Annotated in this window: 24 protein-coding genes; 10 read left to right on the forward strand and 14 right to left on the reverse strand. The window is 54.4% G+C overall.

All coding sequences use genetic code 11. The features are described 5' to 3' along the window. The first annotated feature begins 79 nt into the window (after positions 1-79). The 6 genes from CKO_RS09470 to artJ all read left to right on the forward strand — a co-directional run bounded on the left by CKO_RS09470 (position 80) and on the right by artJ (position 4849). On the forward strand, positions 80-595 hold the full coding sequence (locus tag CKO_RS09470; RefSeq protein ID WP_012133088.1) for a lipoprotein: 516 nt from the start codon (positions 80-82) through the stop codon (positions 593-595). A 392-nt stretch (positions 596-987) separates the two neighbouring features. Continuing rightward, on the forward strand, positions 988-1716 hold the full coding sequence (artP, locus tag CKO_RS09475) for an arginine ABC transporter ATP-binding protein ArtP (RefSeq protein WP_024130493.1): 729 nt from the start codon (positions 988-990) through the stop codon (positions 1714-1716). Positions 1717-1733: 17 nt separating this feature from the next. After that, positions 1734-2465 (forward strand): arginine ABC transporter substrate-binding protein ArtI, encoded by a 732-nt coding sequence (gene artI, locus CKO_RS09480; RefSeq protein ID WP_024130494.1) that lies wholly within the window; start codon positions 1734-1736, stop codon positions 2463-2465. 6 nt (positions 2466-2471) lie between these two features. Then, complete coding sequence (gene artQ / locus CKO_RS09485; protein WP_012133091.1) at positions 2472-3188, forward strand: arginine ABC transporter permease ArtQ; 717 nt, start codon at positions 2472-2474, stop codon at positions 3186-3188. Next, positions 3188-3856, forward strand: coding sequence for an arginine ABC transporter permease ArtM (gene artM, locus CKO_RS09490; protein ID WP_012133092.1), 669 nt, complete (start codon positions 3188-3190; stop codon positions 3854-3856). The genes artQ and artM overlap by 1 nt, the downstream gene beginning before the upstream one ends. 261 nt (positions 3857-4117) lie before the next feature. Further along, the gene (artJ, locus tag CKO_RS09495; RefSeq protein WP_012133094.1) at positions 4118-4849 is read left to right on the forward strand and encodes an arginine ABC transporter substrate-binding protein ArtJ; all 732 of its coding nucleotides are present in this window, start codon (positions 4118-4120) and stop codon (positions 4847-4849) included. A 37-nt stretch (positions 4850-4886) separates the two neighbouring features. On the opposite strand, the gene CKO_RS09500 is transcribed toward artJ, so the two are convergent. The 12 genes from CKO_RS09500 to CKO_RS09555 form a co-directional block, all read right to left on the reverse strand. Then, positions 4887-6356, reverse strand: coding sequence for a sensor histidine kinase (locus CKO_RS09500; protein WP_012133095.1), 1470 nt, complete (start codon positions 6354-6356; stop codon positions 4887-4889). Beyond that, on the reverse strand, positions 6340-7047 hold the full coding sequence (locus CKO_RS09505; RefSeq protein WP_012133096.1) for a response regulator transcription factor: 708 nt from the start codon (positions 7045-7047) through the stop codon (positions 6340-6342). The genes CKO_RS09500 and CKO_RS09505 overlap by 17 nt, the downstream gene beginning before the upstream one ends. 132 nt (positions 7048-7179) lie before the next feature. After that, entirely contained in the window at positions 7180-8310 is a 1131-nt protein-coding gene (gene rlmC / locus CKO_RS09510) for a 23S rRNA (uracil(747)-C(5))-methyltransferase RlmC (protein WP_012133097.1), read from the reverse strand. A gap of 40 nt (positions 8311-8350) precedes the next feature. Further along, positions 8351-8839 carry a YbjO family protein gene (locus tag CKO_RS09515; protein ID WP_012133098.1) on the reverse strand — a complete coding sequence of 163 codons (489 nt, stop codon included), beginning with the start codon at positions 8837-8839 and terminating at the stop codon, positions 8351-8353. Between the two features lie 60 nt (positions 8840-8899). After that, positions 8900-9745, reverse strand: coding sequence for a putrescine ABC transporter permease PotI (gene potI, locus CKO_RS09520; RefSeq protein ID WP_012133100.1), 846 nt, complete (start codon positions 9743-9745; stop codon positions 8900-8902). After that, entirely contained in the window at positions 9742-10695 is a 954-nt protein-coding gene (potH, locus tag CKO_RS09525; RefSeq protein WP_012133101.1) for a putrescine ABC transporter permease PotH, read from the reverse strand. Before potH ends, potI begins: the two co-directional genes overlap by 4 nt. 9 nt (positions 10696-10704) lie before the next feature. Further along, positions 10705-11838 carry a putrescine ABC transporter ATP-binding subunit PotG gene (potG, locus tag CKO_RS09530; RefSeq protein WP_012133102.1) on the reverse strand — a complete coding sequence of 378 codons (1134 nt, stop codon included), beginning with the start codon at positions 11836-11838 and terminating at the stop codon, positions 10705-10707. 97 nt (positions 11839-11935) lie between these two features. Then, positions 11936-13048 carry a spermidine/putrescine ABC transporter substrate-binding protein PotF gene (gene potF / locus CKO_RS09535; protein WP_012133103.1) on the reverse strand — a complete coding sequence of 371 codons (1113 nt, stop codon included), beginning with the start codon at positions 13046-13048 and terminating at the stop codon, positions 11936-11938. A 417-nt stretch (positions 13049-13465) separates the two neighbouring features. Then, positions 13466-13942 carry a YbjN domain-containing protein gene (locus CKO_RS09540; RefSeq protein ID WP_012133104.1) on the reverse strand — a complete coding sequence of 159 codons (477 nt, stop codon included), beginning with the start codon at positions 13940-13942 and terminating at the stop codon, positions 13466-13468. Positions 13943-14032: 90 nt separating this feature from the next. Next, entirely contained in the window at positions 14033-14935 is a 903-nt protein-coding gene (gene rimK / locus CKO_RS09545) for a 30S ribosomal protein S6--L-glutamate ligase (protein ID WP_024130496.1), read from the reverse strand. Between the two features lie 52 nt (positions 14936-14987). Then, entirely contained in the window at positions 14988-15710 is a 723-nt protein-coding gene (gene nfsA / locus CKO_RS09550) for a nitroreductase NfsA (protein WP_012133106.1), read from the reverse strand. Beyond that, positions 15694-15984: a YbjC family protein gene (locus CKO_RS09555; protein ID WP_012133107.1), complete on the reverse strand. Its 291-nt coding sequence runs from the start codon at positions 15982-15984 to the stop codon at positions 15694-15696. The genes nfsA and CKO_RS09555 overlap by 17 nt, the downstream gene beginning before the upstream one ends. Before the next feature lie 172 nt (positions 15985-16156). Between CKO_RS09555 and CKO_RS09560 the strand changes: the two genes are divergently transcribed. Beyond that, entirely contained in the window at positions 16157-16420 is a 264-nt protein-coding gene (locus tag CKO_RS09560) for a GrxA family glutaredoxin (protein WP_024130497.1), read from the forward strand. Between the two features lie 30 nt (positions 16421-16450). On the opposite strand, the gene CKO_RS09565 is transcribed toward CKO_RS09560, so the two are convergent. Further along, the gene (locus CKO_RS09565) at positions 16451-16828 is read right to left on the reverse strand and encodes an inner membrane protein YbjM (RefSeq protein ID WP_024130498.1); all 378 of its coding nucleotides are present in this window, start codon (positions 16826-16828) and stop codon (positions 16451-16453) included. A 270-nt stretch (positions 16829-17098) separates the two neighbouring features. On the opposite strand from CKO_RS09565, the gene CKO_RS09570 reads away from it, so the two are divergent. After that, a complete protein-coding gene (locus CKO_RS09570; RefSeq protein WP_012133110.1) occupies positions 17099-18784 on the forward strand; it encodes an aspartate:alanine antiporter in 1686 nt (561 codons plus the stop codon). A gap of 167 nt (positions 18785-18951) precedes the next feature. On the opposite strand, the gene CKO_RS09575 is transcribed toward CKO_RS09570, so the two are convergent. Then, positions 18952-19494, reverse strand: a complete 543-nt coding sequence (locus tag CKO_RS09575) for a TetR/AcrR family transcriptional regulator (RefSeq protein ID WP_048902397.1) — start codon at positions 19492-19494, stop codon at positions 18952-18954. Positions 19495-19580: 86 nt separating this feature from the next. On the opposite strand from CKO_RS09575, the gene CKO_RS09580 reads away from it, so the two are divergent. Both CKO_RS09580 and CKO_RS09585 read left to right on the forward strand, forming a co-directional pair. Further along, positions 19581-20789 (forward strand): MFS transporter, encoded by a 1209-nt coding sequence (locus CKO_RS09580; RefSeq protein ID WP_024130499.1) that lies wholly within the window; start codon positions 19581-19583, stop codon positions 20787-20789. Then, a complete protein-coding gene (locus CKO_RS09585) occupies positions 20789-21604 on the forward strand; it encodes a Cof-type HAD-IIB family hydrolase (RefSeq protein ID WP_012133115.1) in 816 nt (271 codons plus the stop codon). Before CKO_RS09580 ends, CKO_RS09585 begins: the two co-directional genes overlap by 1 nt. Positions 21605-21632 lie beyond the last annotated feature (28 nt).

Genomic DNA, 21632 nt, shown 5'->3' on the forward strand with positions numbered 1-21632 from the left:
GACCGATACGCTATCATTGAAAAGATATAATTGATTATCGTAGATCGCTTTTTGGCAGATCGCTTATAAGGAAATCACTATGCGCTACAGCAAACTCTCTCTGCTCGTCCCTTGCGCACTGCTGCTCAGTGCCTGCACAACCGTCACTCCTGCTTATAAAGACAATGGCCCGCGCAGCGGGTCGTGCATAGAAGGCGGGCCGGACAGCGTGGCTCAACAATTTTATGACTACCGCATTCAAAACCGTACTAACGACATTACCGCCCTTCGCCCTTACTTAAGCGACAACCTGGCAAAACTGCTCTCTGACGCCAGCCGTGATGGCGAACACCGCCAGTTGATGAGCAGCGACCCGTTCTCCAGCCGCACCACCTTCCCGGATAGCGCCAGCGTAGCCAGCGCGTCCACCATTCCTAATCGCGACGCCCGCAACATCCCACTGCGCGTGGAGCTGAAGCAAGGCGACCAGACCTGGCGCGACGAAGTGCTGATGATCCATGAGGGTCAGTGCTGGGTTATTGATGATGTGCGTTATCTTGGCGGCAGCGTCCACGCGCCAGCCGGTACGCTGCGCCAGTCCGTCGAAAACCGCTGATCACCCGACAAAACGTCGATAAATCATAAGCCCCACAAATTGTCTGGCATTCTGCATAGAATGCCGACAATTATTCTTGCCGCCTACCGCCCCCGCTATTTTGTGCTATGTTTAGTGAAGAATGCGGTTTGCATTTAACTTTTAACGCATAAATATTGCATAACTATTCTGTCAAAGGTACTATCTGCGGCCTCAACATACACAAAATCATTCATGATGCGTCGAGGCGGCAAGTGACTGGAGTGACAAATCTGTCAGGAACAGATTTGAACGTCGCGAGCAACGGTCCGTAAGGGCGAGTCTCAGGGTGAGATGAGTCACTCAGCAGCCAACAAAGAGGCAGCATGAAGGATGACGTGTACAGTTATCAGACTGCCAGCATACGAGAATCAATGAGTATTCAATTAAACGGCATTAATTGCTTCTACGGCGCGCATCAGGCGCTGTTCGATATCACGCTGGATTGCCCTCAGGGCGAAACGCTGGTGTTACTTGGCCCAAGCGGAGCGGGTAAAAGCTCGCTGCTGCGTGTACTCAATCTGCTTGAGATGCCGCGCTCCGGCACGCTCACTATCGCAGGAAATCATTTCGACTTCACGAAAACGCCTTCCGATAAGGCGATTCGTGAATTACGCCAGAACGTAGGCATGGTTTTTCAGCAATACAATCTCTGGCCGCATCTCACGGTACAACAAAACCTGATTGAAGCGCCCTGCCGCGTGCTGGGTCTGTCAAAAGACCAGGCGCTGGCGCGTGCCGAGAAGCTGCTGGAACGTCTGCGTCTGAAACCTTACAGCGATCGCTATCCTCTGCATCTTTCCGGCGGTCAGCAACAGCGTGTGGCTATCGCTCGTGCGTTAATGATGGAGCCGCAGGTGCTACTGTTTGACGAGCCAACCGCCGCGCTGGACCCGGAAATCACCGCGCAAATCGTCAGTATTATTCGTGAACTGGCGGAAACCAAAATTACCCAGGTGATCGTCACTCACGAAGTAGAAGTGGCGCGTAAAACCGCCAGCCGGGTGATCTATATGGAAAACGGTCACATCGTCGAGCAAGGGGATGCGAGCTGCTTTGCAAACCCGCAGACCGATGCATTCAAAAACTATTTATCTCACTAAGATTCGGGACAATGACAATGAAAAAAGTTCTGATTGCCGCGCTAATTGCAGGCTTTAGCCTTTCCGCTACAGCAGCTCAAACCATCCGTTTCGCCACGGAAGCATCCTACCCTCCGTTCGAATCTATGGATGCCAGTAACAAAATCGTTGGCTTTGACGTCGATCTGGCCAATGCGCTGTGTAAAGAGATTGACGCGACCTGCACCTTTACCAACCAGGCGTTTGACAGCCTGATCCCAAGCCTGAAGTTCCGTCGTTTCGACGCGGTGATGGCCGGTATGGACATCACGCCTGAGCGTGAAAAGCAGGTTCTGTTCACCACGCCTTACTATGACAACTCCGCGCTGTTCATCGGTCAGCAGGGTAAATACACCAGCATCGACCAGTTGAAAGGCAAAAAAGTGGGCGTACAGAATGGCACTACCCACCAGAAGTTCATCATGGATAAGCACCCGGAAATCACCACCGTGCCTTATGACAGCTACCAGAACGCGAAGCTGGATCTGCAAAATGGTCGTATTGACGGTGTGTTCGGCGACACCGCCGTGGTCACTGAATGGCTGAAAGATAATCCGAAGCTGGCGCCGGTTGGCGATAAAGTGACCGACAAAGATTACTTCGGCACCGGCCTCGGCATCGCGGTACGCCAGGGCAACACGGAACTACAGCAGAAATTCAACACTGCGCTGGAAAAAGTGAAGCAAGATGGCACGTACGAAACCATCTACAACAAATGGTTCCAGAAGTAAGACTTGATGAACGAATTTTTTCCTTTAGCAAGCGCCGCCGGGATGACCGTCGGCCTTGCCGTTTGTGCGCTGATCATCGGCCTCGTCCTCGCTATGATTTTTGCCGTCTGGGAGTCCGTAAAATGGCGCCCGATAGCCTGGACAGGTTCCGCAGTGGTCACGATTCTGCGCGGCCTGCCGGAAATTCTGGTGGTGCTGTTTATCTATTTCGGTTCCTCTCAGCTTCTGCTGATGCTGTCTGATGGCTTCACCATCAACCTGGGGTTTGTGCAAATCCCGTTGCAGATGCAGATTGAAGACTTCGACGTCAGTCCGTTCCTGTGCGGCGTCATCGCGCTGTCGTTGCTGTATGCGGCATACGCGTCGCAAACGCTGCGCGGCGCGCTGAAAGCGGTTCCGTCTGGACAGTGGGAATCCGGTCAGGCGTTGGGCTTATCAAAAACCGCGATTTTTTTCCGCCTGGTGATGCCGCAAATGTGGCGTCATGCGCTGCCAGGGCTGGGCAACCAGTGGCTGGTATTGCTGAAAGATACCGCGCTGGTCAGCCTTATCAGCGTGAACGATCTGATGCTGCAAACAAAAAGCATCGCCACGCGCACTCAGGAGCCGTTCACCTGGTACATTGTGGCTGCGGCTATCTATCTGGTGATTACGCTGGTGAGTCAGTACATTCTCAAACGCATTGACCTGCGCGCGACACGTTTTGAGCGGAGACCAGGCTGATGTTTGAGTATTTACCTGAACTGATGAAAGGGCTGCACACCAGCCTGACGCTGACGGTTGCGTCTATCATCGTCGCGCTGATCCTGGCGCTGATTTTCACCATCATTCTGACGCTGAAAACGCCGGTGCTGGTATGGCTGGTTCGCGGCTACATTACGCTGTTTACCGGTACGCCGCTGCTGGTGCAAATCTTCCTGATCTACTACGGCCCAGGGCAATTCCCGTCGTTACAGGATTACCCGGTACTCTGGCACCTGCTGTCCGAGCCGTGGCTATGCGCCTTACTTGCCCTGTCGCTCAACAGCGCGGCCTATACCACGCAGCTGTTCTATGGCGCGATCCGTGCGATCCCGGAAGGCCAGTGGCAGTCCTGCGGCGCGCTGGGGATGAGCAAAAAAGATACCCTGGCGATCCTGCTGCCGTACGCGTTTAAACGCGCCCTCTCCTCTTACTCCAATGAGGTGGTGCTGGTCTTCAAGAGTACGTCTCTGGCGTACACCATTACGCTGATGGAAGTGATGGGCCACGGCCAGCTGCTGTACGGTCGTACCTACGATGTGATGGTATTTGGCGCGGCTGGCGTGATTTATCTGATCGTCAACGGTTTGCTAACCTTGCTGATGCGCCTCATCGAGCGTAAAGCGCTGGCGTTTGAGCGCAGGAATTAAGAACACCATGTAGGCCTGATAAGATGCGTCAGCGTCGCCATCAGGCAATGGCGCAAGCGCCTTATCCAGCCTACAAAATCATCGACATAAATGCATAAAACGAAATCATAAAGACGGACAAGCCACTAAGCTGTCCGTCTTTTTTTATAACAACAAAAATACTTAATCATTTTTATTGCATATAAATTCATTAAATGGCATTGTAAACCCATGCCGCAGACACGGTGAATAATCATAAGATTGACAGACGGGAGTTCCACCATGAAAAAGTTAGTTCTGGCCGCATTACTCGCTACTTTCGCCGCTGGCGCCTCAGCTGCCGATAAAATCAATTTCGGCGTTTCCGCCACTTACCCGCCGTTCGAATCACTGGATGCGAGCAATAAAATCGTCGGTTTCGATATCGATCTGGCGACTGCGTTATGCAAACAAATGCAGGCCGACTGTACTTTTACCAACCACGCGTTTGACAGCCTGATCCCGGCGCTGAAATTCAAAAAATATGACGCGGTTATCTCTGGTATGGATATTACCCCTGAGCGTAGCAAACAGGTGACGTTCACCAGCCCTTACTATGCCAACTCCGCGCTGGTGATTGCGAAAAAAGACAGCTATAAAACCTTTGCCGACCTGAAAGGAAAACGTATCGGCATGGAAAACGGCACCACGCACCAGAAATACCTGCAAGATAAGCATCCTGAAGTGAAAACCGTGGCTTATGACAGCTACCAGAATGCGATTATCGACCTGAAAAATGGCCGCATTGATGGCGTATTCGGCGATACCGCCGTGGTGAATGAGTGGCTGAAAACCAATCCGCAACTGGGCGCGGCAACAGAAAAAGTGACCGATCCGCAATACTTCGGCACCGGCCTTGGCATCGCTGTGCGCCCGGATAATAAAGCGCTGCTGGAAAAACTGAACACCGCGCTGGCGGCAATCAAAGCTGATGGCACTTATCAGAAAATCAGCGATCAGTGGTTCCCGCAGTAATCTTCCTTGCCGGATGGCGCTGCGCCATCCGGCAATTCTATAAGGGCACAAAGAACCTAAACCGCGCGCCACTCACCGAATCCATCAGCCTGATCCCACCGCCGTGCAGTTCCAGCATCCGTCTTACAATCAGCAGCCCTAACCCTCCGCGATCTTCCCGCGACGCCTGATGCCCCAGCACCGATGGTCGCTGGAACAGTTGTTCACGCAACGCTTCGTCGATACCTGGCCCGCTGTCGCTGACCTCTACCTGTAGCTGCGCCTCCTCCTGCCATACCTTCAGCCGGATAGTGCTCCCCTGCGGCGAATGGCGCACGGCGTTATCCAGCAGATTCGTCACTACCCGCTCTATCATTGAGACGTCAGCATTGATAAGCGGCAGGGAATGCGGCATATCGACCTGCAAATGCAACTGCCGGGTCTCTATTGTCAGATCGAATTTTTGCGCCACATCCTGAATCAGCTCACCAATAGCAAAGCGCTCCAGTTGCGGTTTAATGCTGCCATGCTCAAGCCGCGCCAGCTCGAAAAGCTGCTGCGACAGGTGCCGCACCTTGTGCCCCTGACGCAGCGCAGTGGCGAGATATTGCTGCGTTTCCTGCGGCGTCAGCGTAGCGGATTTAAGCGATAACGTTTCCAGGTAGCCCAGCAATGACGTCAGCGGCGTGCGTAAGTCATGCGAGATATTGGCGATAAACTCCCGGCGCTGCCGGTCGCTGTCGGCCAGTTGATCCCACTGACCGGCGATTTTGCGCGCCAGCTCGATAAAAGTATTGCGCAGCACCGCAACTTCATCACTCACCGTGGTCTCCGGCTGCTGTGCCGCCAGCTGTTTGATGGCGGTAATGCTGTCCTGCTCCAGCCCGGCAACGTCCATCGTCAGGCGTTTTACCGGGCGCGTCACCCAGTACCAGATCAGTAACCCCGCCAGCAGGCCGAACAGCGCCACCCATAGCAGGGACCACAACACCGTACTCCAGAGTGCTTTATGCCAGGCCATTTCTGCCAGCGCATTTGACTCTTCGCCTTGCAGGATGATGTACAAATAGCCTTTAAGCTCACCATCCTGACGTAAAGGGGTAACGCTGAAAACCTTCTGACTCTGACTACGCGGATCGTCGCCATAGACGGGCATCGCTGCGCCGCTGAGAAAGGTTTGCAATGGACTAATATCGATCTTTTGCCGCTGGATATGGCCCGGCGGCGCGGCATCGGCCAGCAGTTCGCCGTCAGAAGAGACGACATACAGCTCAACGCTCGGGTTAAAGGTCATCAGGCGGTCAAACAGCGGCTTCAGCACGCTGCGGTCAACCCTGCCCTGCGCATCCAGAATGGGTTCACGCTGCACAATCTGTTGCGCCAGCCCGCCGGCCAGCCGCTGCACCATCGCGTTGCCGTACTGCATGCTGCTGTAGAGTTGCACCGCGCAGGCAACGGTGGCGCAGAGCATCAGCAGCAGAATGAACAGCAGCGTCAGCCGCTGACTCAGGCTAAAGCGCCGTATCATGGTTCAGCTCCGCAAATTTGTAACCTTTGCCCCAGACGGTACGAATAATCTCCGGTTCAGCGGCATCTTTTTCAATCTTGATACGCAGGCGATTAATGTGGGTGTTGACGGTGTGCTCATACCCTTCGTGCTGATAGCCCCAGACCTGTTCCAGCAGCGCCAGACGCGAAAAGACTTCGCCTGGATGACGGGCAAAGAAGTACAGTAGCTCAAATTCACGCGGCGTGAGGTCCACATCCTGACCGTGCAGGCGCACCGTACGCGCCAGCGGATCAAGCGTCAGGCCATGAGCCTGAATATGCCCGGCAGTCTGTGCCTGCCCCATAGCCTGCTGACGGCGAAACAGCGCTTTGATGCGCGCGATCAGCTCCTGCACCGAGAAGGGTTTTGCCAGGTAATCATCTGCCCCGGTTTCCAGCCCGGTAATGCGGTCCGTTTCGCTGCTGCGGGCGCTGATGATAATCACCGGCAGGTAGCGGGTCATCTGACGGATGCGACGACAAATTTCCAGACCGTCAACGTTGGGGAGCATCAGGTCGAGGATCACGGCATCCCAGGGTTGGGTTTCAAGGCACTGTAACGCCTTGCCCCCATCCGGTTGGTGAGTAATGGCGTAGCCTTCGTCTTCTAAATTGAGGCGCAGGAGCGCCGCGATGTCGTGGTCATCTTCCACCAGCAGGATCTGCTTCATGGGTAAGCCTTCATTCTCTCAATGCCAATGACTTAAGCTTACCCGATTTCACAGGGGGGAAGAGTTCACATTTTGTTGAACTTTGTGCGGACGTTGCGCCAGGCGGCGGCTTCGCTTTACCTGGCCTACCGGTCAGCGTGTTTTGGTCAACAGCGTTAACACTTCATAATGCGCGGTATGCGGGAACATATCGAAAAGCTGAACACGCTCAATACGGTAGCCCGGCAAGTTGGCAATGTCCTTTGCCATCGTCTGCGCGTTGCAGCTGGAGTAGATGATGTATTCCGGCGCCATCTGGCTAAGATAGTCACACAGGGCTTTTCCAATGCCACGACGCGGCGGGTTCACCAGCACCAGTTCCGGCACCTCTCCTTGCCCGGTCGCGAATTGCGTAGAATCCAGCGCCTGAAAATGAAGATTCGTCAGCCCCAGTTCTGCGGCGGATTGCTTCGCGCAGGCGATTGCCTCTGGTGCGATCTCAATGCCCGTCAACGTCATCTCCGGGGTGGCGCAGTGCAAACCAAATCCCCCGACGCCGCAAAACAGATCCCACATGTGATGAACAGGCAGCTGACGCACCCAGTCACGCGCTGTCGCATACAGATGGCTCGCAACGACCGGGTTGGTCTGGAAAAAGCTCTGCGGACGGATCCACAGCGGCACATCGTTAAAACGTTCTGCCAGCGCCTGCTGCTCCGTCAGGAAGATCTCCGTTTCCCCTTCCATAATCGCCATGTGTACCGGTTGAATATTCGCGGTAATAACCTTCAGCTGCGGTAACTGCGCCTGTAGCCACGGCAGCGCCGCGCGCAGCTGCGCCAGTTTGGTTTCTGAGCGCAGCACGAACCGCAGCATCATGCCGCCATCGAACTGACTTTCCGTCAGCAGGATGTATTTCAGCTCGCCGCGTTTGCGCGCCACGTTGTAAGGCGTTAACCCGGCACGGGCGATGAACGGCTTCAGCGTGGCGAAAACGGGAGCAAACGTGTCGGGATAGAGCGGACAGTCGCTCAAATCCTCCGGGGTGCCGTCGCGATGCAACATGCCTAACAGCGGCTTTTCCACGCTGCCGCTGACCACCATTTTGGCTTTATTACGAAAGGCCTGTTCCGGGCCGCTGACCGGCGCGCACCACTGTTCAACCGAAAAATCGGCAAGCAGCCCCTTCAGATCGGCGGTTTTGGCGGAGAGTTGATCGCGGATCGGCTGGACTATCCACTGACAGGATCGACAGCGACCGGCGTCGTAGAGTGCGCACTGCATACAAAGACCTTCATATTACCAGGGGCGAGGATTATACACGTTATTGCAAACGGAAGAACCGCCTGCTGCCCGCAGGGATAAAGAGCAGCATCAGAACCAGCATGTCCGGCAATTTCTGCATCACCAGTGTGCGCAAAATTTCGCGTTTCGACTCCCCGGCAATACTGAACAGCTCCGGGTAGCCATAGCCCAGCGACGCCGCCCACAGATAACCTGTGGCAATAACCTGCGTGAGCAGGTACACCCAGCGCGCCCAGTTGCGCCCTTTCACCAGCGAAAACGCGCAATATATTTCAGTAAAGACCAGCGCCAGGCTGCCTAAAAACACCAGCGTCAGATTCCAGGTTTGCACGCTGCGATGAATAAACTCCCCCATTCCCCGCATGCCGAGCGTGTTAAAAATCATCAGCAAATCGAGGCAGCGGATCAAAATAATCGCGAGCGCCGCCACCTGCACCAGCGTGGGTACATTTAAACGGGCATGTGATGAGGATGATTTCTTAAAAAATCCCAACGAATCGTCTTCCATGAAAACGTTACCGCGTTTGCCCACGGTAACGTGTTGCCAGGTTGGCAGATTTTAGTTTCTTCAGCCGCGTCTTGCACGTTGGATATCACGCATTCGCTGCTTTTCTGCGCGCGCCATCAGATACCAGGCGATAAAACCGACAATGCCTACCACGCCGAGGATAAGGGTCGCCAGCGCGTTAATCTCCGGGTTAACCCCCATACGCACGCTGGAGAAGACCAGCATCGGCAATGTCGTCGCCCCCGGGCCAGAGACAAAACTGGCGATCACCAGATCGTCCAGCGACAGCGTGAAAGCCAGCAGCCATCCAGAGATCACCGCAGGCATGATCATCGGCAGCGTAATCACAAAGAACACTTTTAACGGCGTCGCGCCAAGATCCATCGCCGCCTCTTCAATCGAGCGATCCAGTTCGCGCAGACGCGATGAAATAACCACCGCCACATAGGCCGTACAGAAGGTAACGTGCGCCAGCCAGATTGTCAGCATTCCGCGATCTGCGGGCCAGCCGATAGCATGGGCCAGGGCCACAAACAGCAGCAACAGCGACAGCCCGGTAATCACATCCGGCATAACCAGCGGCGCGGTGATCATAAACGCAAAGCCATTCGCTCCACGAAAACGGCCAAAACGCACCATTACCACGGCGGCAATCGTCCCCAGAATAGCCGCCATTGTCGCGGCACAAGCGGCAATCGTGAGGCTCAGGCCGACGGCGCTTATCATCGCGCTATCCCGGAACAGCTCGCCATACCAGCGCGTAGACCATCCCGCCCAGACGGTCACCAGCTTCGAGCTGTTAAACGAATAGATGACCAGCATCAGCATCGGCGCATACAGGAAGGTAAACCCGAGCACCAGAATAACAATTCGCCAGGGCGAACGAACCACCGGTAAAGTATTCATCCGAGTTCCCCCTCGCTTTTTTGCTGATGCTTATGGAACCAGATAATCGGTACAATCAGTAGTAATAACATGATGATAGCCACCGCAGAGGCCACCGGCCAGTCGCGGTTGTTGAAGAACTCCTGCCACAGTACGCGGCCGATCATAATGCTGTCTGGCCCGCCGAGCAGTTCCGGGATCACAAATTCCCCCACCGCCGGAATAAACACCAGCATCGATCCGGCAATTATTCCCCCTTTCGTTAACGGCACAATGACGCTAAAGAAGGTTTTCAGCGGACGCGCGCCCAGATCCAGCGAGGCCTCCACCAGCGAATAGTCAATGCGCGTCAGCGCGATATAAATCGGCAGCACCATAAACGGCAGATAGGCGTAGACAATACCGATATACACCGCCAGATTGGTATGCAAAATCGTCAGGGGATGATCGATAACCCCCAGCCACATCAGGAAGTTGTTCAGCACGCCGTTATTTTTCAGAATCCCCATCCAGGCGTAAACGCGGATCAAAAACGAGGTCCAGGACGGCAGGATCACCAGCAACAGCAGAATATTACGCGTTGACGGCCTGCTGTGCGCCACCGCCCAGGCCAGCGGATACCCCAGCAGCAAACAGCAGAGAGTCGAAACGCCCGCCACCTGCAAAGACTGCAAATAGGCGTCAAAATAGAGCGGATCGTCCGTCAGTTGCAGGAAGTTTCCCAGGTTGAGGGTCAGGGATAGCTGCCCGTCGGCCCACGCCATCAGATCGGTATAGGGCGGGATCGCCCGCGCCATCTCCGCCAGGCTGATTTTAAACACGATCAGAAACGGCAGCAGGAAAAGCAGGATCAGCCAAAGGTACGGCACCGCGATGACCAGCTTACGCCCATGCTTCATTTGCATCCGCGCCAGCCACAGCGTCAGGCCGCCGGGCTTTTTATCGCGAGCCGGAGGTTCAAGTGTACTCATTTTCGCTCCTTAAACCGTCAACACCACGCAGCTGTCCGCATCCCAACATAAACGCACTTCATCGCCCCAGGTCGGCAACCCTTTGCGATAGCGATGCGCGTTCTGTAGCTGAGCGCTCAACATCTGGCCGCTTTTCAACCGCACATGATAGATCGACAAATCGCCGAGGTAGGCGATATGCACCACTTCACCCACGGCAAAGTTGTAACCGTCTTCTGGCGGCGCGTCGCACAGCATGATTTTTTCCGGGCGCAGCGCGACATACACCGGAACGTTATCGACAACGGACGCATCCGCATCCACCTTCAGAGGATGCACCAGCCCCGGCGAATCAATAACCAGCCCATCATCCTGACGTTCCTTCAGCAAGCCTTCAAAGACATTCACAGAACCGATAAATTCCGCGCTGTAGCGGGTGGTCGGATGTTCATAAATCTCTTCCGGTTCGCCAATCTGCACGAATTTCCCACGGTTCATGATCGCAATTCGCCCGGCCATCGTCATCGCCTCTTCCTGATCGTGCGTCACCATCACGCAGGTCGCGCCAACGCGCTCAAGAATATCGACGACTTCCAGCTGCATCCGGTCGCGCAGCTTTTTATCCAGCGCGCCCATCGGTTCGTCGAGCAGCAACAGCTTCGGGCGTTTCGCCAGGCTACGCGCCAGCGCCACACGCTGACGCTGGCCGCCGGAAAGCTGATGAGGCTTACGTTTAGCGAACTCCTGCATATGCACCAGCCCCAGCATTTCGTTCACGCGCGCGGTGATTTCCGCCTTCGACAGCTTGTCCTGCTTTAGCCCAAACGCAATGTTCTGTTCCACCGTCATATGGGGGAACAGCGCATAAGACTGAAACATCATATTGATAGGGCGCAGATAAGGCGGGACATGCGCCAGATCGACGCCATCGAGCATGATTTGCCCGGCGGAGGGTTGTTCAAATCCGGCCAGCATACGCAGCAGCGTGGATTTCCCGCAGCCCGATGCGCCAAGCAGCGCAAATATTTCGCCTTTATAGATGGTGAGGCTGACATCATCCACGGCGTGTTGACCATCAAATGATTTTGTCAGGTTGCGGATTTCAAGAAGCGGCGTCAGCGCTTTACGGGTTTTCGCCTGTGGGCGGGGGGTCGCGTCGTTCACGGGGTGCTCTCCGGCATAAACAAAAATCAGTGCAAACGCACCATAAAAGTGCGCATTGCCCGGTAAACCTCACCGGGCAACGTTCTGATACAGCGGCTTATTTACCGCTTTTCACCTTCGTCCAGGCACGCGTACGCACACGGTCGATCTTCGGTTCCTGCACTTTCAGCGTGAACATTTTCGCTCGCACATCCGCAGGCGGATAAATGCCCGGGTTGTCACGCACTTCAGCGCTGACCAGCGCCGTCGCTTCTTTGTTGGCGTTGGCGTAGAACACATGGTCGGAAATGTGGGCGATCACGTCCGGGCGCAGCAGGTAGTTGAGGAACTGATAAGCCTCTTCTTTGTTTTTCGCATCAGCAGGCATCGCGAACACATCAAAGAACGCCATCGCCCCCTCTTTCGGAATGGAGAAGGAGATATTCACGCCGTTTTTCGCTTCTTTCGCGCGGTTAGCCGCCTGCCATACGTCCCCTGCCCAGCCAATCGCCACGCAGGTATCGCCGTTCGCCAGATCGTTTATGTATTGAGACGAGTGGAAATAACGAATGTTCGGGCGCAGCTTCAGCAGCAGATCGGTCGCAGGCCCCGTGTAGTCATCCGCTTTGGTACTGTTGGGATCTTTCCCCAGGTAGTTCAGCACGGTCGCGAACACCTCTTCAGGCGCATCAAGGAAGGAGACGCCGCAGCTTTTAAGTTTTTCCAGATTTTCAGGTTTCAGCACCAGATCCCAGCTATCGACCGGTGCGTCAGCCCCCAGCACCGCTTTGACTTTATCGATGTTATAACCGATACCGGTGGTCGCCCACATATACGGCATCGCGTATTTGTTGTCGGGATCGTGCTTCGCTACCAGCTTCAACAGCTCTGGATCGAGGTTTTTCCAGCCTGGTAATTTGCTTTTATCCAGCGGCTGGAATACACCCGCAGTGAGCTGGCGTTCCAGAAAACTGGCCGACGGGACAACCAGGTCAAAACCGGTGCTCCCGGCCATGAGTTTCCCTTCCAGTACCTCGTTGGAGTCGAAGACGTCATAGACCACTTTGATACCGGTCTCTTTTTCAAAGTTCGCGACCGTATCCGGGGCGATATAATCAGACCAGTTATAGATATGCAGTGTTTTTTGTTCAGCGGCGAGCGTGCTGGCAGAGACGGCCATCAGAGCACCCGCAACCAGACCCGATAGCCATTTTTTATTTAAGGCGGTCATAATCTCTTTCCTTCTGAAAGTTCGTTAACAAACGAACCAAAAAAGTTGCATTCTAAGATATGCAAGAAACGTGCATATTTTGTCACTCGACACAGTTACAGAAGAGAGGGCTCTCTCCCTGCCGTCATTGCTCGCCATAAATACACAAAATCATTCAGGAGGTTGTCTGAAGGATGACGTGTAAAAGCTTCGCAAGAATAACTTTAGCCAGGGTTCGAGGCTATAGCTCAGATTAAAAAACGCCTTTTATCAATTTTTTATGCAGGTTTTGTCTATGTGATAAAGCGAAACAGGCGGAAAGGAGGTGAATTATTCTTTAAAGAAAGGTTAAAGGCAGAATAAAAAAATGCAAACAGCAGCCGCTCTGGCAGCGACTGCGTTATACGCGTCATTCTTCAGGTTGTATGTGCGCAGATTTCAGTGAAGAAAATGATTTTCAGCGCGACTTTTTTGCGCGTCCTCTTCTGCGCTGAACAGCAGCTGATGCGCTCCGGCTTCCAGAATCACCATAGAAATCTGCTCTTCGCTCTGACGAACAAACCACTCGAACTGTTCATACGTCACGCCCCGCATAACGGATAAAGACTGGCAAACCACCAGTTTTGGCAGATTATCATCCTGCATATCCAGGAACGCTTTCACCGTTAACGAGCTGGCGTTAATTGCCGACAGATCGGCAGCCAGCGGCAGCAGCGCAGAGGGCCTCACTTCCGCCATTGCGGAAAACAGCACCGTGTTATCCACCAGGTCGATTTTCGCATCGTAAATGCCGTCAAAATTTTGCATATGGGGCAAATGCAGCGCCTGACAGGTATCACATTCAAAAAAACTCATGCCCAGGTCGTCGAGCCATTGACGCAACGTATCCAGAGTAGGAACGACCAGTGATGTCATAATAATGTGCTACCTCTTACGATAAAAAAATTACCGGCACAGCTTACGCAAAAAGACCGCGTCATACCACGATCGGGAACGATATTGCGATTAACCGCCCGTTTTAAGGCAAAATTCGGGAGTGGCGTGACGCTCGATCCACTGGATCATTCGCCCGGCGATATCCACACCCGTCGTTTTTTCTACCCCTTCCAGACCCGGAGAGGCGTTCACTTCCATGACCAGCGGCCCACGCTCCGCGCGCAGAATATCGACGCCAGCGACATCCAGCCCCATCGTCTGCGCCGCTTTTATCGCGATCTCTCGTTCACGCGGCGTGATACTGGCGATACTCGCCATACCGCCGCGATGAAGGTTGGAGCGAAAATCGCCCTCTTTTGCCCGCCGCTCAATGGCCGCCACCACTTCGTCGCCCACGACCAGACAACGGATGTCACGCCCTCTGGCCTCTTTGATGTACTCCTGCACCAGAATGTGCGCGTTGAGACCGCGAAACGCATCAATCACGCTCTCTGCGGCTTGCCGGGTTTCCGCCAGCACCACGCCAATGCCCTGCGTACCTTCCACCAGTTTTACCACCAGCGGCGCGCCGCCGACCATGTCGATCAGATCGCTGGTGTCATCCGGCGAATGCGCAATGCCGGTAACGGGCAAGTCAATTCCCTGCCGGGCCAGTAACTGTAGCGAACGCAGTTTATCGCGCGCGCGGGTAATCGCCACGGATTCGTTCAGCGGATAGCTACCCAGCATTTCGAACTGACGCAGCGCCGCTGTACCGTAAAACGTGATGGCGGAGCCAATACGGGGGATGACGGCATCAAAATGCGGCAACTGGCGGCCTTTATAGTGAATAGAAGAGGCCGCCGGGCTGATGTTCATATAGCAGGAAAGCGGATCGAGTATTTCGACCAGATGGCCGCGCTTCATCGCCGCTTCGCGCAGGCGTTTACAAGAATAGAGCGTTCCGTCCCGGGACAATATGGCAATTTTCACCCTGCACCTCTCTAAAAGACCTGGTAAAAGCCTGCGTATCATACACCGGGTGTTAGCGCGTCGCCCAACCCTGTTTATGCAAATAGTCCAGAATAAACGGGCGATTCTCTTTGATGATGGTACGACGGATATGGTCGCTCCATGTATCGCGGCGCGTATTGCTGTCGCGGGTCAGGTAGTACTCCGCGATCTGCTCATCATATTGCGCCAGCAGCGCGGCATCCACAGGCTGATAGTGATTTTCATGCACCACCAGTTCTGCGGGCAAACGCGGCTTAACGCCAGGGTTATCCGCAGGCCAGCCGAGGCACAGCCCAAACAGCGGCAGGACATATTTCGGTAATTTCAGCCGTTCCGTAACCGCTTCAATATGATTGCGGATACCGCCGATGTAGACGCCGCCCAGCCCCAGGGATTCGGCAGCGGTCAGCGCATTTTGCCCCATCATCGCCGTATCGACCGTGCCCAGCAGCAGTTGTTCCGCCAGCCCGAGCTGCGCGTCCGGGCAAATCTGTAAGTGACGATTAAAATCAGCGCAGAAAACCCAGAATTCCGCGGCCTGCGCAACGTGCTTTTGCCCGCCCGTCAGGGGCACCAGCGCTTCGCGCATGGCTTTATCGGTAATGCGGATAATGGAACTGCACTGTAAAAAACTGGAGCTTGAGGTTCCCCGCGCGGCGGCAATAATCGACTCACGCTGCGCATCGGAAATTGGCTCATCGGTGAAATGACGAATAGAACGGTGACCACGGATTAAATCAATGGTTGGAGTCATGCGGTTTTTCTCTTGCTGAACGGGAAGAAGAATCGGGTGAGCGCGTCATCAGTTGCGGCGCAATAAGCTGCGCGATCCGCCACATCAGCGCCACCGCAGCGGGAAGCATAAGCAGGATACCGAGAAATATCATCACCGTTACCGCCAGCGGGCTGTTCATCGGCGCGGGTAATGTGAGGTACTGATTGAGCGACAGCAACGCCGCTGCCAGCAAAATCATACCGAGAATTTCCAGAATCAACACGCTTTTGGGTAAAGCGCTAATCGAGCGCATAAGGGCCTCCCGGATAACGGATGCTCAGTGTAACGCGTTCAGGTTTATCGTGTTTAACACGATATAGCCTATAGGTATCAAAGCAACAGGCGCAACCTGCTTTTCAGATGCGTCGTTTAACGGCATCATAGCCGCCATTCGTCACAAGGCTATGAGTTCGAGGAAAAAAACAATGTTTACCGTTATTTTTGGTCGCCCAGGGTGCCCGTATTGCGTGCGTGCGAAAGAGTTAGCAGAAAAACTGAGCACTGAGCGCGACGATTTTAACTATCGCTATATTGATATTCATGCTGAAGGCATTACCAAAGCGGATCTGGAAAAAACCGTGGGTAAACCGGTAGAGACCGTACCGCAGATTTTTGTCGATCAGAAACACATCGGCGGTTACACCGATTTTGAGGCTTGGGCAAAAGAGAATCTGAACCTGTTCGCCTGATCGCTGCTTTACGCCCTCTCCCGGAGGGCGTTATCGGTTCTTTTTACGCCGCTGACTAAACAGGCTGCTGATAAATAAAAAGCAAAGCGCGCCGAGCGCACACCAGAACACCGCACTGAACAACCACGCCAGTTCTTGCCATACGGAGCGCGTAGGCATAAAAACAAATCGCATCAGGACCAGACAACATGGTGCGGCCAGCATGGCGCCGATAAGAGGTTTAATGACTTCTCTGCGATGGGAAAAAAAACTGGCCACCGCGCCAGGTAACGTAAAAAACAACAGCCCAATCTCAGGATGCCCGGCAACCCGAAATGCCCCTTTCATATGCATCGTTAATGAAAGGCACACCACAATAAAGAGTACAAAGCAGCAGATTGCACCCGCCCAACCTTGTTTATGTTTCAATCGTTCCTCCTGACACTATCTCTATCGAACACTTTTTTCGCCCGAAGGCGTCCAGTCAGATAAAGTCGTTCGGCATTCCATGCCAAAAACACACCCACACGATTCTTATAGCCGTTGATACGTAATGAGATTAAACTAGCGAATTAAATTGTTGTGCTGCTTTTATTTGAGCGCCGATACGATGCCGACGCCTCATAATTTCTGGCAAAAACATTAGCGTAAATTGTCATTTCTTTCAACAGCTTACTGGTAAACAAGAAGTTAGTCTCCGTGAATATAAACGTCGCAGATTTGTTAAATGGGAATTACATCCTGTTATTATTTGTGGTCCTGGCTCTCGGGCTATGTCTGGGTAAGTTACGCCTGGGTTCAGTCCAACTCGGTAATTCCATTGGCGTTTTAGTGGTCTCCCTATTATTAGGGCAGCAGCACTTTAGTATTAACACCGATGCACTAAATCTGGGCTTTATGCTGTTTATTTTTTGTGTCGGCGTCGAAGCTGGCCCCAACTTTTTTTCTATTTTTTTTCGCGACGGCAAAAATTACCTGATGCTTGCTCTGGTCATGGTCGGTAGCGCGCTGCTGATCGCATTAGGGCTGGGTAAGCTCTTTGGCTGGGATATCGGCCTGACCGCCGGTATGCTGGCGGGCTCCATGACCTCGACCCCTGTGCTGGTCGGCGCAGGCGACACGTTACGCCATTCCGGTATGGAGAGTTCGCAGCTCTCTGTCGCGCTGGACAACCTGAGCCTGGGCTACGCGCTGACCTACCTCATCGGCCTGGTCAGCCTGATTGTCGGCGCACGTTACCTGCCGAAACTGCAACATCAGGATCTGCAAACCAGCGCCCAGCAGATTGCCCGCGAGCGCGGCCTGGATACCGACGCCAACCGCAAGGTCTATCTGCCGGTCATCCGTGCTTATCGCGTCGGCCCGGAACTGGTGGCCTGGGCCGACGGGAAAAATCTGCGCGAGCTGGGCATCTACCGTCAGACCGGTTGCTACATTGAGCGCATCCGCCGTAACGGTATTCTGGCTAACCCGGATGGCGACGCGGTATTGCAGATGGGTGATGAGATTGCCCTGGTCGGTTACCCGGATGCACACGCCCGGCTGGACCCCAGCTTCCGTAACGGCAAAGAAGTCTTCGACCGCGACCTGCTCGACATGCGCATCGTAACCGAAGAGATCGTCGTGAAAAACCACAATGCCGTAGGCCGCCGTCTCGCCCAGTTGAAGCTGACCGACCACGGCTGCTTCCTTAACCGCGTGATCCGCAGCCAGATTGAAATGCCGATCGACGACAACGTGGTGCTGAATAAAGGCGACGTCTTGCAGGTGAGCGGCGATGCGCGTCGCGTGAAAACCGTCGCGGACCGTATTGGCTTTATCTCGATTCACAGTCAGGTAACCGATCTGCTGGCCTTCTGCGCCTTCTTTATCATCGGCCTGATGATCGGGATGATCACCTTCCAGTTCAGTAATTTCAGCTTCGGCATCGGCAACGCCGCCGGGCTGTTGTTCGCCGGGATCATGCTCGGTTTCCTGCGAGCTAACCACCCCACCTTCGGGTACATCCCGCAGGGCGCGCTGAACATGGTGAAAGAGTTTGGTCTGATGGTCTTTATGGCCGGCGTCGGCCTGAGCGCGGGCAGCGGCATCGGGAACGGGCTTGGCGCGGTCGGCGGGCAAATGTTGATTGCCGGTCTTGTGGTGAGCCTGGTGCCGGTCATTATCTGCTTCCTGTTCGGCGCTTATGTATTACGTATGAACCGCGCCCTGCTCTTCGGCGCCATGATGGGCGCGCGCACCTGTGCTCCGGCGATGGAGATCATCAGCGACACGGCGCGCAGCAACATTCCGGCATTAGGCTATGCGGGAACCTATGCGATAGCCAACGTTCTGTTAACGCTGGCGGGGACACTTATTGTCATCATCTGGCCGGGCTTAGGATAAAACTGAAGTTTGCCTTTAAGTGAAAAATTTTTGCAGGTAAGCAGAACTTTTCTTCAAGGCGTCAGTCATAACTAGTGCCACTGCTTTTCTTTGATGTCCCCAATTTGTGGAGCCCATCAACCCCGCCATTTTGGTTCAAGGTTGATGGGTTTTTTGTTGCCTGAATTTCACGCCTGCCCGGCAATACGCTTCACCATGACCAGAATATCTTCCCGCGTTAAAGGCGCTCTGTCGGTGACGAAATGGAGGGTCATGCCTTCGATAAACGCATCCAGCGCACGGGCGGTCACCGGTTCAAACCACTGCTCCAGCGTTTGCTGACTGCGCTGCATCCAGTTCTGCATCACCGTTTTCAGCGCCGGTTTTCGGCTGGCGAAGGCATACAGCTGGTACATCAGCTCCATATTATCTGGCGTGGTCACCAGCGAGCTGTAGATCATGTCGGTAATGGCGTGACAGGCGTCCTGAACGTTCGTGACATCGGCAAAGAATAACTGAAACTGGTGCGACATTGTTTCTGTAAACCGGCTTAACGCCTCGATCAGCAACTCATCGATTCCCGAAAAATAATAGGTCATCGACCCGAGCGGCACCTGCGCTATCGCCGCGATTTTGCGGTGCGTAACGCCGTGAATGCCATGCGTTATTATCGCTTCCTGCGTGGCCTGAACGATTTTGTCTCGCCGCAGGGGATCGTTAGCTCGTCGCACTGCTTTTCCTCTCATCACGTTTGTGTACAAATGTACACAAACTTGCTAGTGTTGTCCCCTGTATTCTCTTTTTTCAGTTTGAATCAATGACCGCCATCTCATCACGTAAAGCCTTAAGACGCCGGACCTGGGCGCTTTTTATGTTCTTCTTCTTGCCAGGGCTGTTGATGGCCTCATGGGCAACCCGCACCCCCGCCATTCGCGATATCCTTTCGGTATCAACGGCAGAAATGGGGGCGGTGCTGTTTGGGCTTTCCATCGGTTCGATGAGCGGTATTCTGTGTTCCGCCTGGCTGGTAAAACGATTTGGCACGCGCAACGTCATTCAGACCACCATGTCCTGCGCCGTTGCGGGGATGGTTATCCTCAGCATTGCGCTGTGGTTCGCTTCTCCGCTGGTTTTTGCGCTTGGCTTAGGCGTATTCGGCGCCAGCTTTGGCGCCGCCGAAGTCGCTATCAACGTCGAAGGGGCGGCGGTTGAACGTGAAATGAATAAAACCGTCCTGCCGATGATGCACGGTTTTTACAGCTTCGGTACGCTGGCTGGCGCTGGCGTCGGCATGGCGCTAACCGCCTTTAACGTCCCTGCCAACGCTCATATCCTGCTGGCGGCTCTCGTCGCGATCGTCCCCATTTTTATTGCTATTCGCGCCATTCCCGACGGCACGGGGAAAAACGCCGCCGACGGCGCCCACACAACGGAAAAAGGCGTACCTTTTTATCGCGATGTCCAGCTACTGTTGATCGGCGTGGTGGTACTGGCAATGGCTTTCGCTGAAGGGTCCGCCAACGACTGGCTGCCGCTTCTGATGGTGGATGGTCACGGCTTCAGCCCAACGTCTGGCTCGCTGATTTATGCGGGCTTTACGCTCGGTATGACCGTCGGGCGCTTTACCGGCGGCTGGTTTATCGACCGTTATAGCCGCGTGGCGGTAGTCCGCGCCAGCGCGCTAATGGGAGCGCTCGGTATTGGTCTGATTATCTTCGTCGACAGCGCCTGGGTCGCGGGCGTTTCCGTTATTCTCTGGGGGCTTGGGGCGTCGCTTGGCTTCCCGCTAACGATTTCAGCGGCCAGCGATACCGGCCCGGACGCGCCAACCCGCGTCAGCGTGGTGGCGACAACCGGTTATCTGGCCTTCCTGGTGGGGCCGCCGCTGCTGGGCTATCTTGGCGAACATTATGGTTTGCGCAGCGCAATGCTGGTTGTGCTGGCGCTGGTCATCCTTGCCGCTCTTGTCGCAAAGGCTGTCGCCAAACCAACATCAAACACTCAATCTGTTATGGAGAATAGTTAATGGGTATCAAGCTAATTGCGGTAGACATGGATGGCACCTTTTTGAGCGATCAAAAAACCTATAATCGCGACCGGTTTATGGCGCAGTATCGGCTAATGAAGCAGAAAGGCATCCGTTTTGTGGTCGCCAGCGGTAATCAGTATTACCAGTTAATCTCTTTCTTTCCAGAGATCGCCCACGAAATCGCCTTTGTCGCTGAAAACGGCGGCTGGGTGGTCAGCGAGGGCGAAGACGTGTTCAACGGCGAACTGGCGAAAGAGGATTTTGCTGCCGTTGTCGATCATCTGCTGACCCGCGCGGATATTGAAATCATCGCCTGCGGTAAAAACAGCGCCTATACCCTGAAACAGTACAACGATGAACTGAAACAGGTTGCGGCGATGTACTACCATCGCCTTGAGTTCGTGGACAGCTTCGACAACATCAATGACGTGTTCTTTAAATTCGGCCTCAACATTACTGATGACCGTATTCCCCAGGTTCAGACGGCGCTGCATGATGCGATTGGCGATATCATGGTGCCAGTTCATACCGGTTACGGCAGCATCGATTTGATCATTCCCGGCGTACACAAAGCGAACGGCTTGCGTCTGCTGCAACAACGCTGGGGGATTAACAATGATGAGGTCGTGACGTTTGGCGACGGCGGCAATGATATTGAGATGCTGCGTCAGGCCGGCTTCAGTTTTGCGATGGAAAACGCCGGAGCGGCGGTGGCCTCTGCGGCGAAATATCGGGCGGGCTCGAATAACGCGGAAGGCGTGCTGGACGTTATCGACCGCGTGCTGAAAAACGAAGCCCCGTTCAGTGGGTAATGCCCCTTGAGGCCTGATGGCGCTGCGC

The sequence above is a fragment of the Citrobacter koseri ATCC BAA-895 genome (genome assembly GCF_000018045.1).
GTDB classification, from domain to species: domain Bacteria; phylum Pseudomonadota; class Gammaproteobacteria; order Enterobacterales; family Enterobacteriaceae; genus Citrobacter_B; species Citrobacter_B koseri.

Excerpts from the sequence above, each read along its gene's own strand:
- CKO_RS09470 (WP_012133088.1), top strand. The coding sequence starts at position 80 with ATGCGCTACAGCAAACTCTCTCTGCTCGTCCCTTGCGCACTGCTGCTC.
- artP (WP_024130493.1), top strand. The coding sequence starts at position 988 with ATGAGTATTCAATTAAACGGCATTAATTGCTTCTACGGCGCGCATCAG.
- artI (WP_024130494.1), top strand. The coding sequence starts at position 1,734 with ATGAAAAAAGTTCTGATTGCCGCGCTAATTGCAGGCTTTAGCCTTTCC.
- artQ (WP_012133091.1), top strand. The coding sequence starts at position 2,472 with ATGAACGAATTTTTTCCTTTAGCAAGCGCCGCCGGGATGACCGTCGGC.
- artM (WP_012133092.1), top strand. The coding sequence starts at position 3,188 with ATGTTTGAGTATTTACCTGAACTGATGAAAGGGCTGCACACCAGCCTG.
- artJ (WP_012133094.1), top strand. The coding sequence starts at position 4,118 with ATGAAAAAGTTAGTTCTGGCCGCATTACTCGCTACTTTCGCCGCTGGC.
- CKO_RS09500 (WP_012133095.1), bottom strand. The coding sequence starts at position 6,356 with ATGATACGGCGCTTTAGCCTGAGTCAGCGGCTGACGCTGCTGTTCATT.
- CKO_RS09505 (WP_012133096.1), bottom strand. The coding sequence starts at position 7,047 with ATGAAGCAGATCCTGCTGGTGGAAGATGACCACGACATCGCGGCGCTC.
- rlmC (WP_012133097.1), bottom strand. The coding sequence starts at position 8,310 with ATGCAGTGCGCACTCTACGACGCCGGTCGCTGTCGATCCTGTCAGTGG.
- CKO_RS09515 (WP_012133098.1), bottom strand. The coding sequence starts at position 8,839 with ATGGAAGACGATTCGTTGGGATTTTTTAAGAAATCATCCTCATCACAT.
- potI (WP_012133100.1), bottom strand. The coding sequence starts at position 9,745 with ATGAATACTTTACCGGTGGTTCGTTCGCCCTGGCGAATTGTTATTCTG.
- potH (WP_012133101.1), bottom strand. The coding sequence starts at position 10,695 with ATGAGTACACTTGAACCTCCGGCTCGCGATAAAAAGCCCGGCGGCCTG.
- potF (WP_012133103.1), bottom strand. The coding sequence starts at position 13,048 with ATGACCGCCTTAAATAAAAAATGGCTATCGGGTCTGGTTGCGGGTGCT.
- CKO_RS09540 (WP_012133104.1), bottom strand. The coding sequence starts at position 13,942 with ATGACATCACTGGTCGTTCCTACTCTGGATACGTTGCGTCAATGGCTC.
- nfsA (WP_012133106.1), bottom strand. The coding sequence starts at position 15,710 with ATGACTCCAACCATTGATTTAATCCGTGGTCACCGTTCTATTCGTCAT.
- CKO_RS09555 (WP_012133107.1), bottom strand. The coding sequence starts at position 15,984 with ATGCGCTCGATTAGCGCTTTACCCAAAAGCGTGTTGATTCTGGAAATT.
- CKO_RS09560 (WP_024130497.1), top strand. The coding sequence starts at position 16,157 with ATGTTTACCGTTATTTTTGGTCGCCCAGGGTGCCCGTATTGCGTGCGT.
- CKO_RS09580 (WP_024130499.1), top strand. The coding sequence starts at position 19,581 with ATGACCGCCATCTCATCACGTAAAGCCTTAAGACGCCGGACCTGGGCG.
- CKO_RS09585 (WP_012133115.1), top strand. The coding sequence starts at position 20,789 with ATGGGTATCAAGCTAATTGCGGTAGACATGGATGGCACCTTTTTGAGC.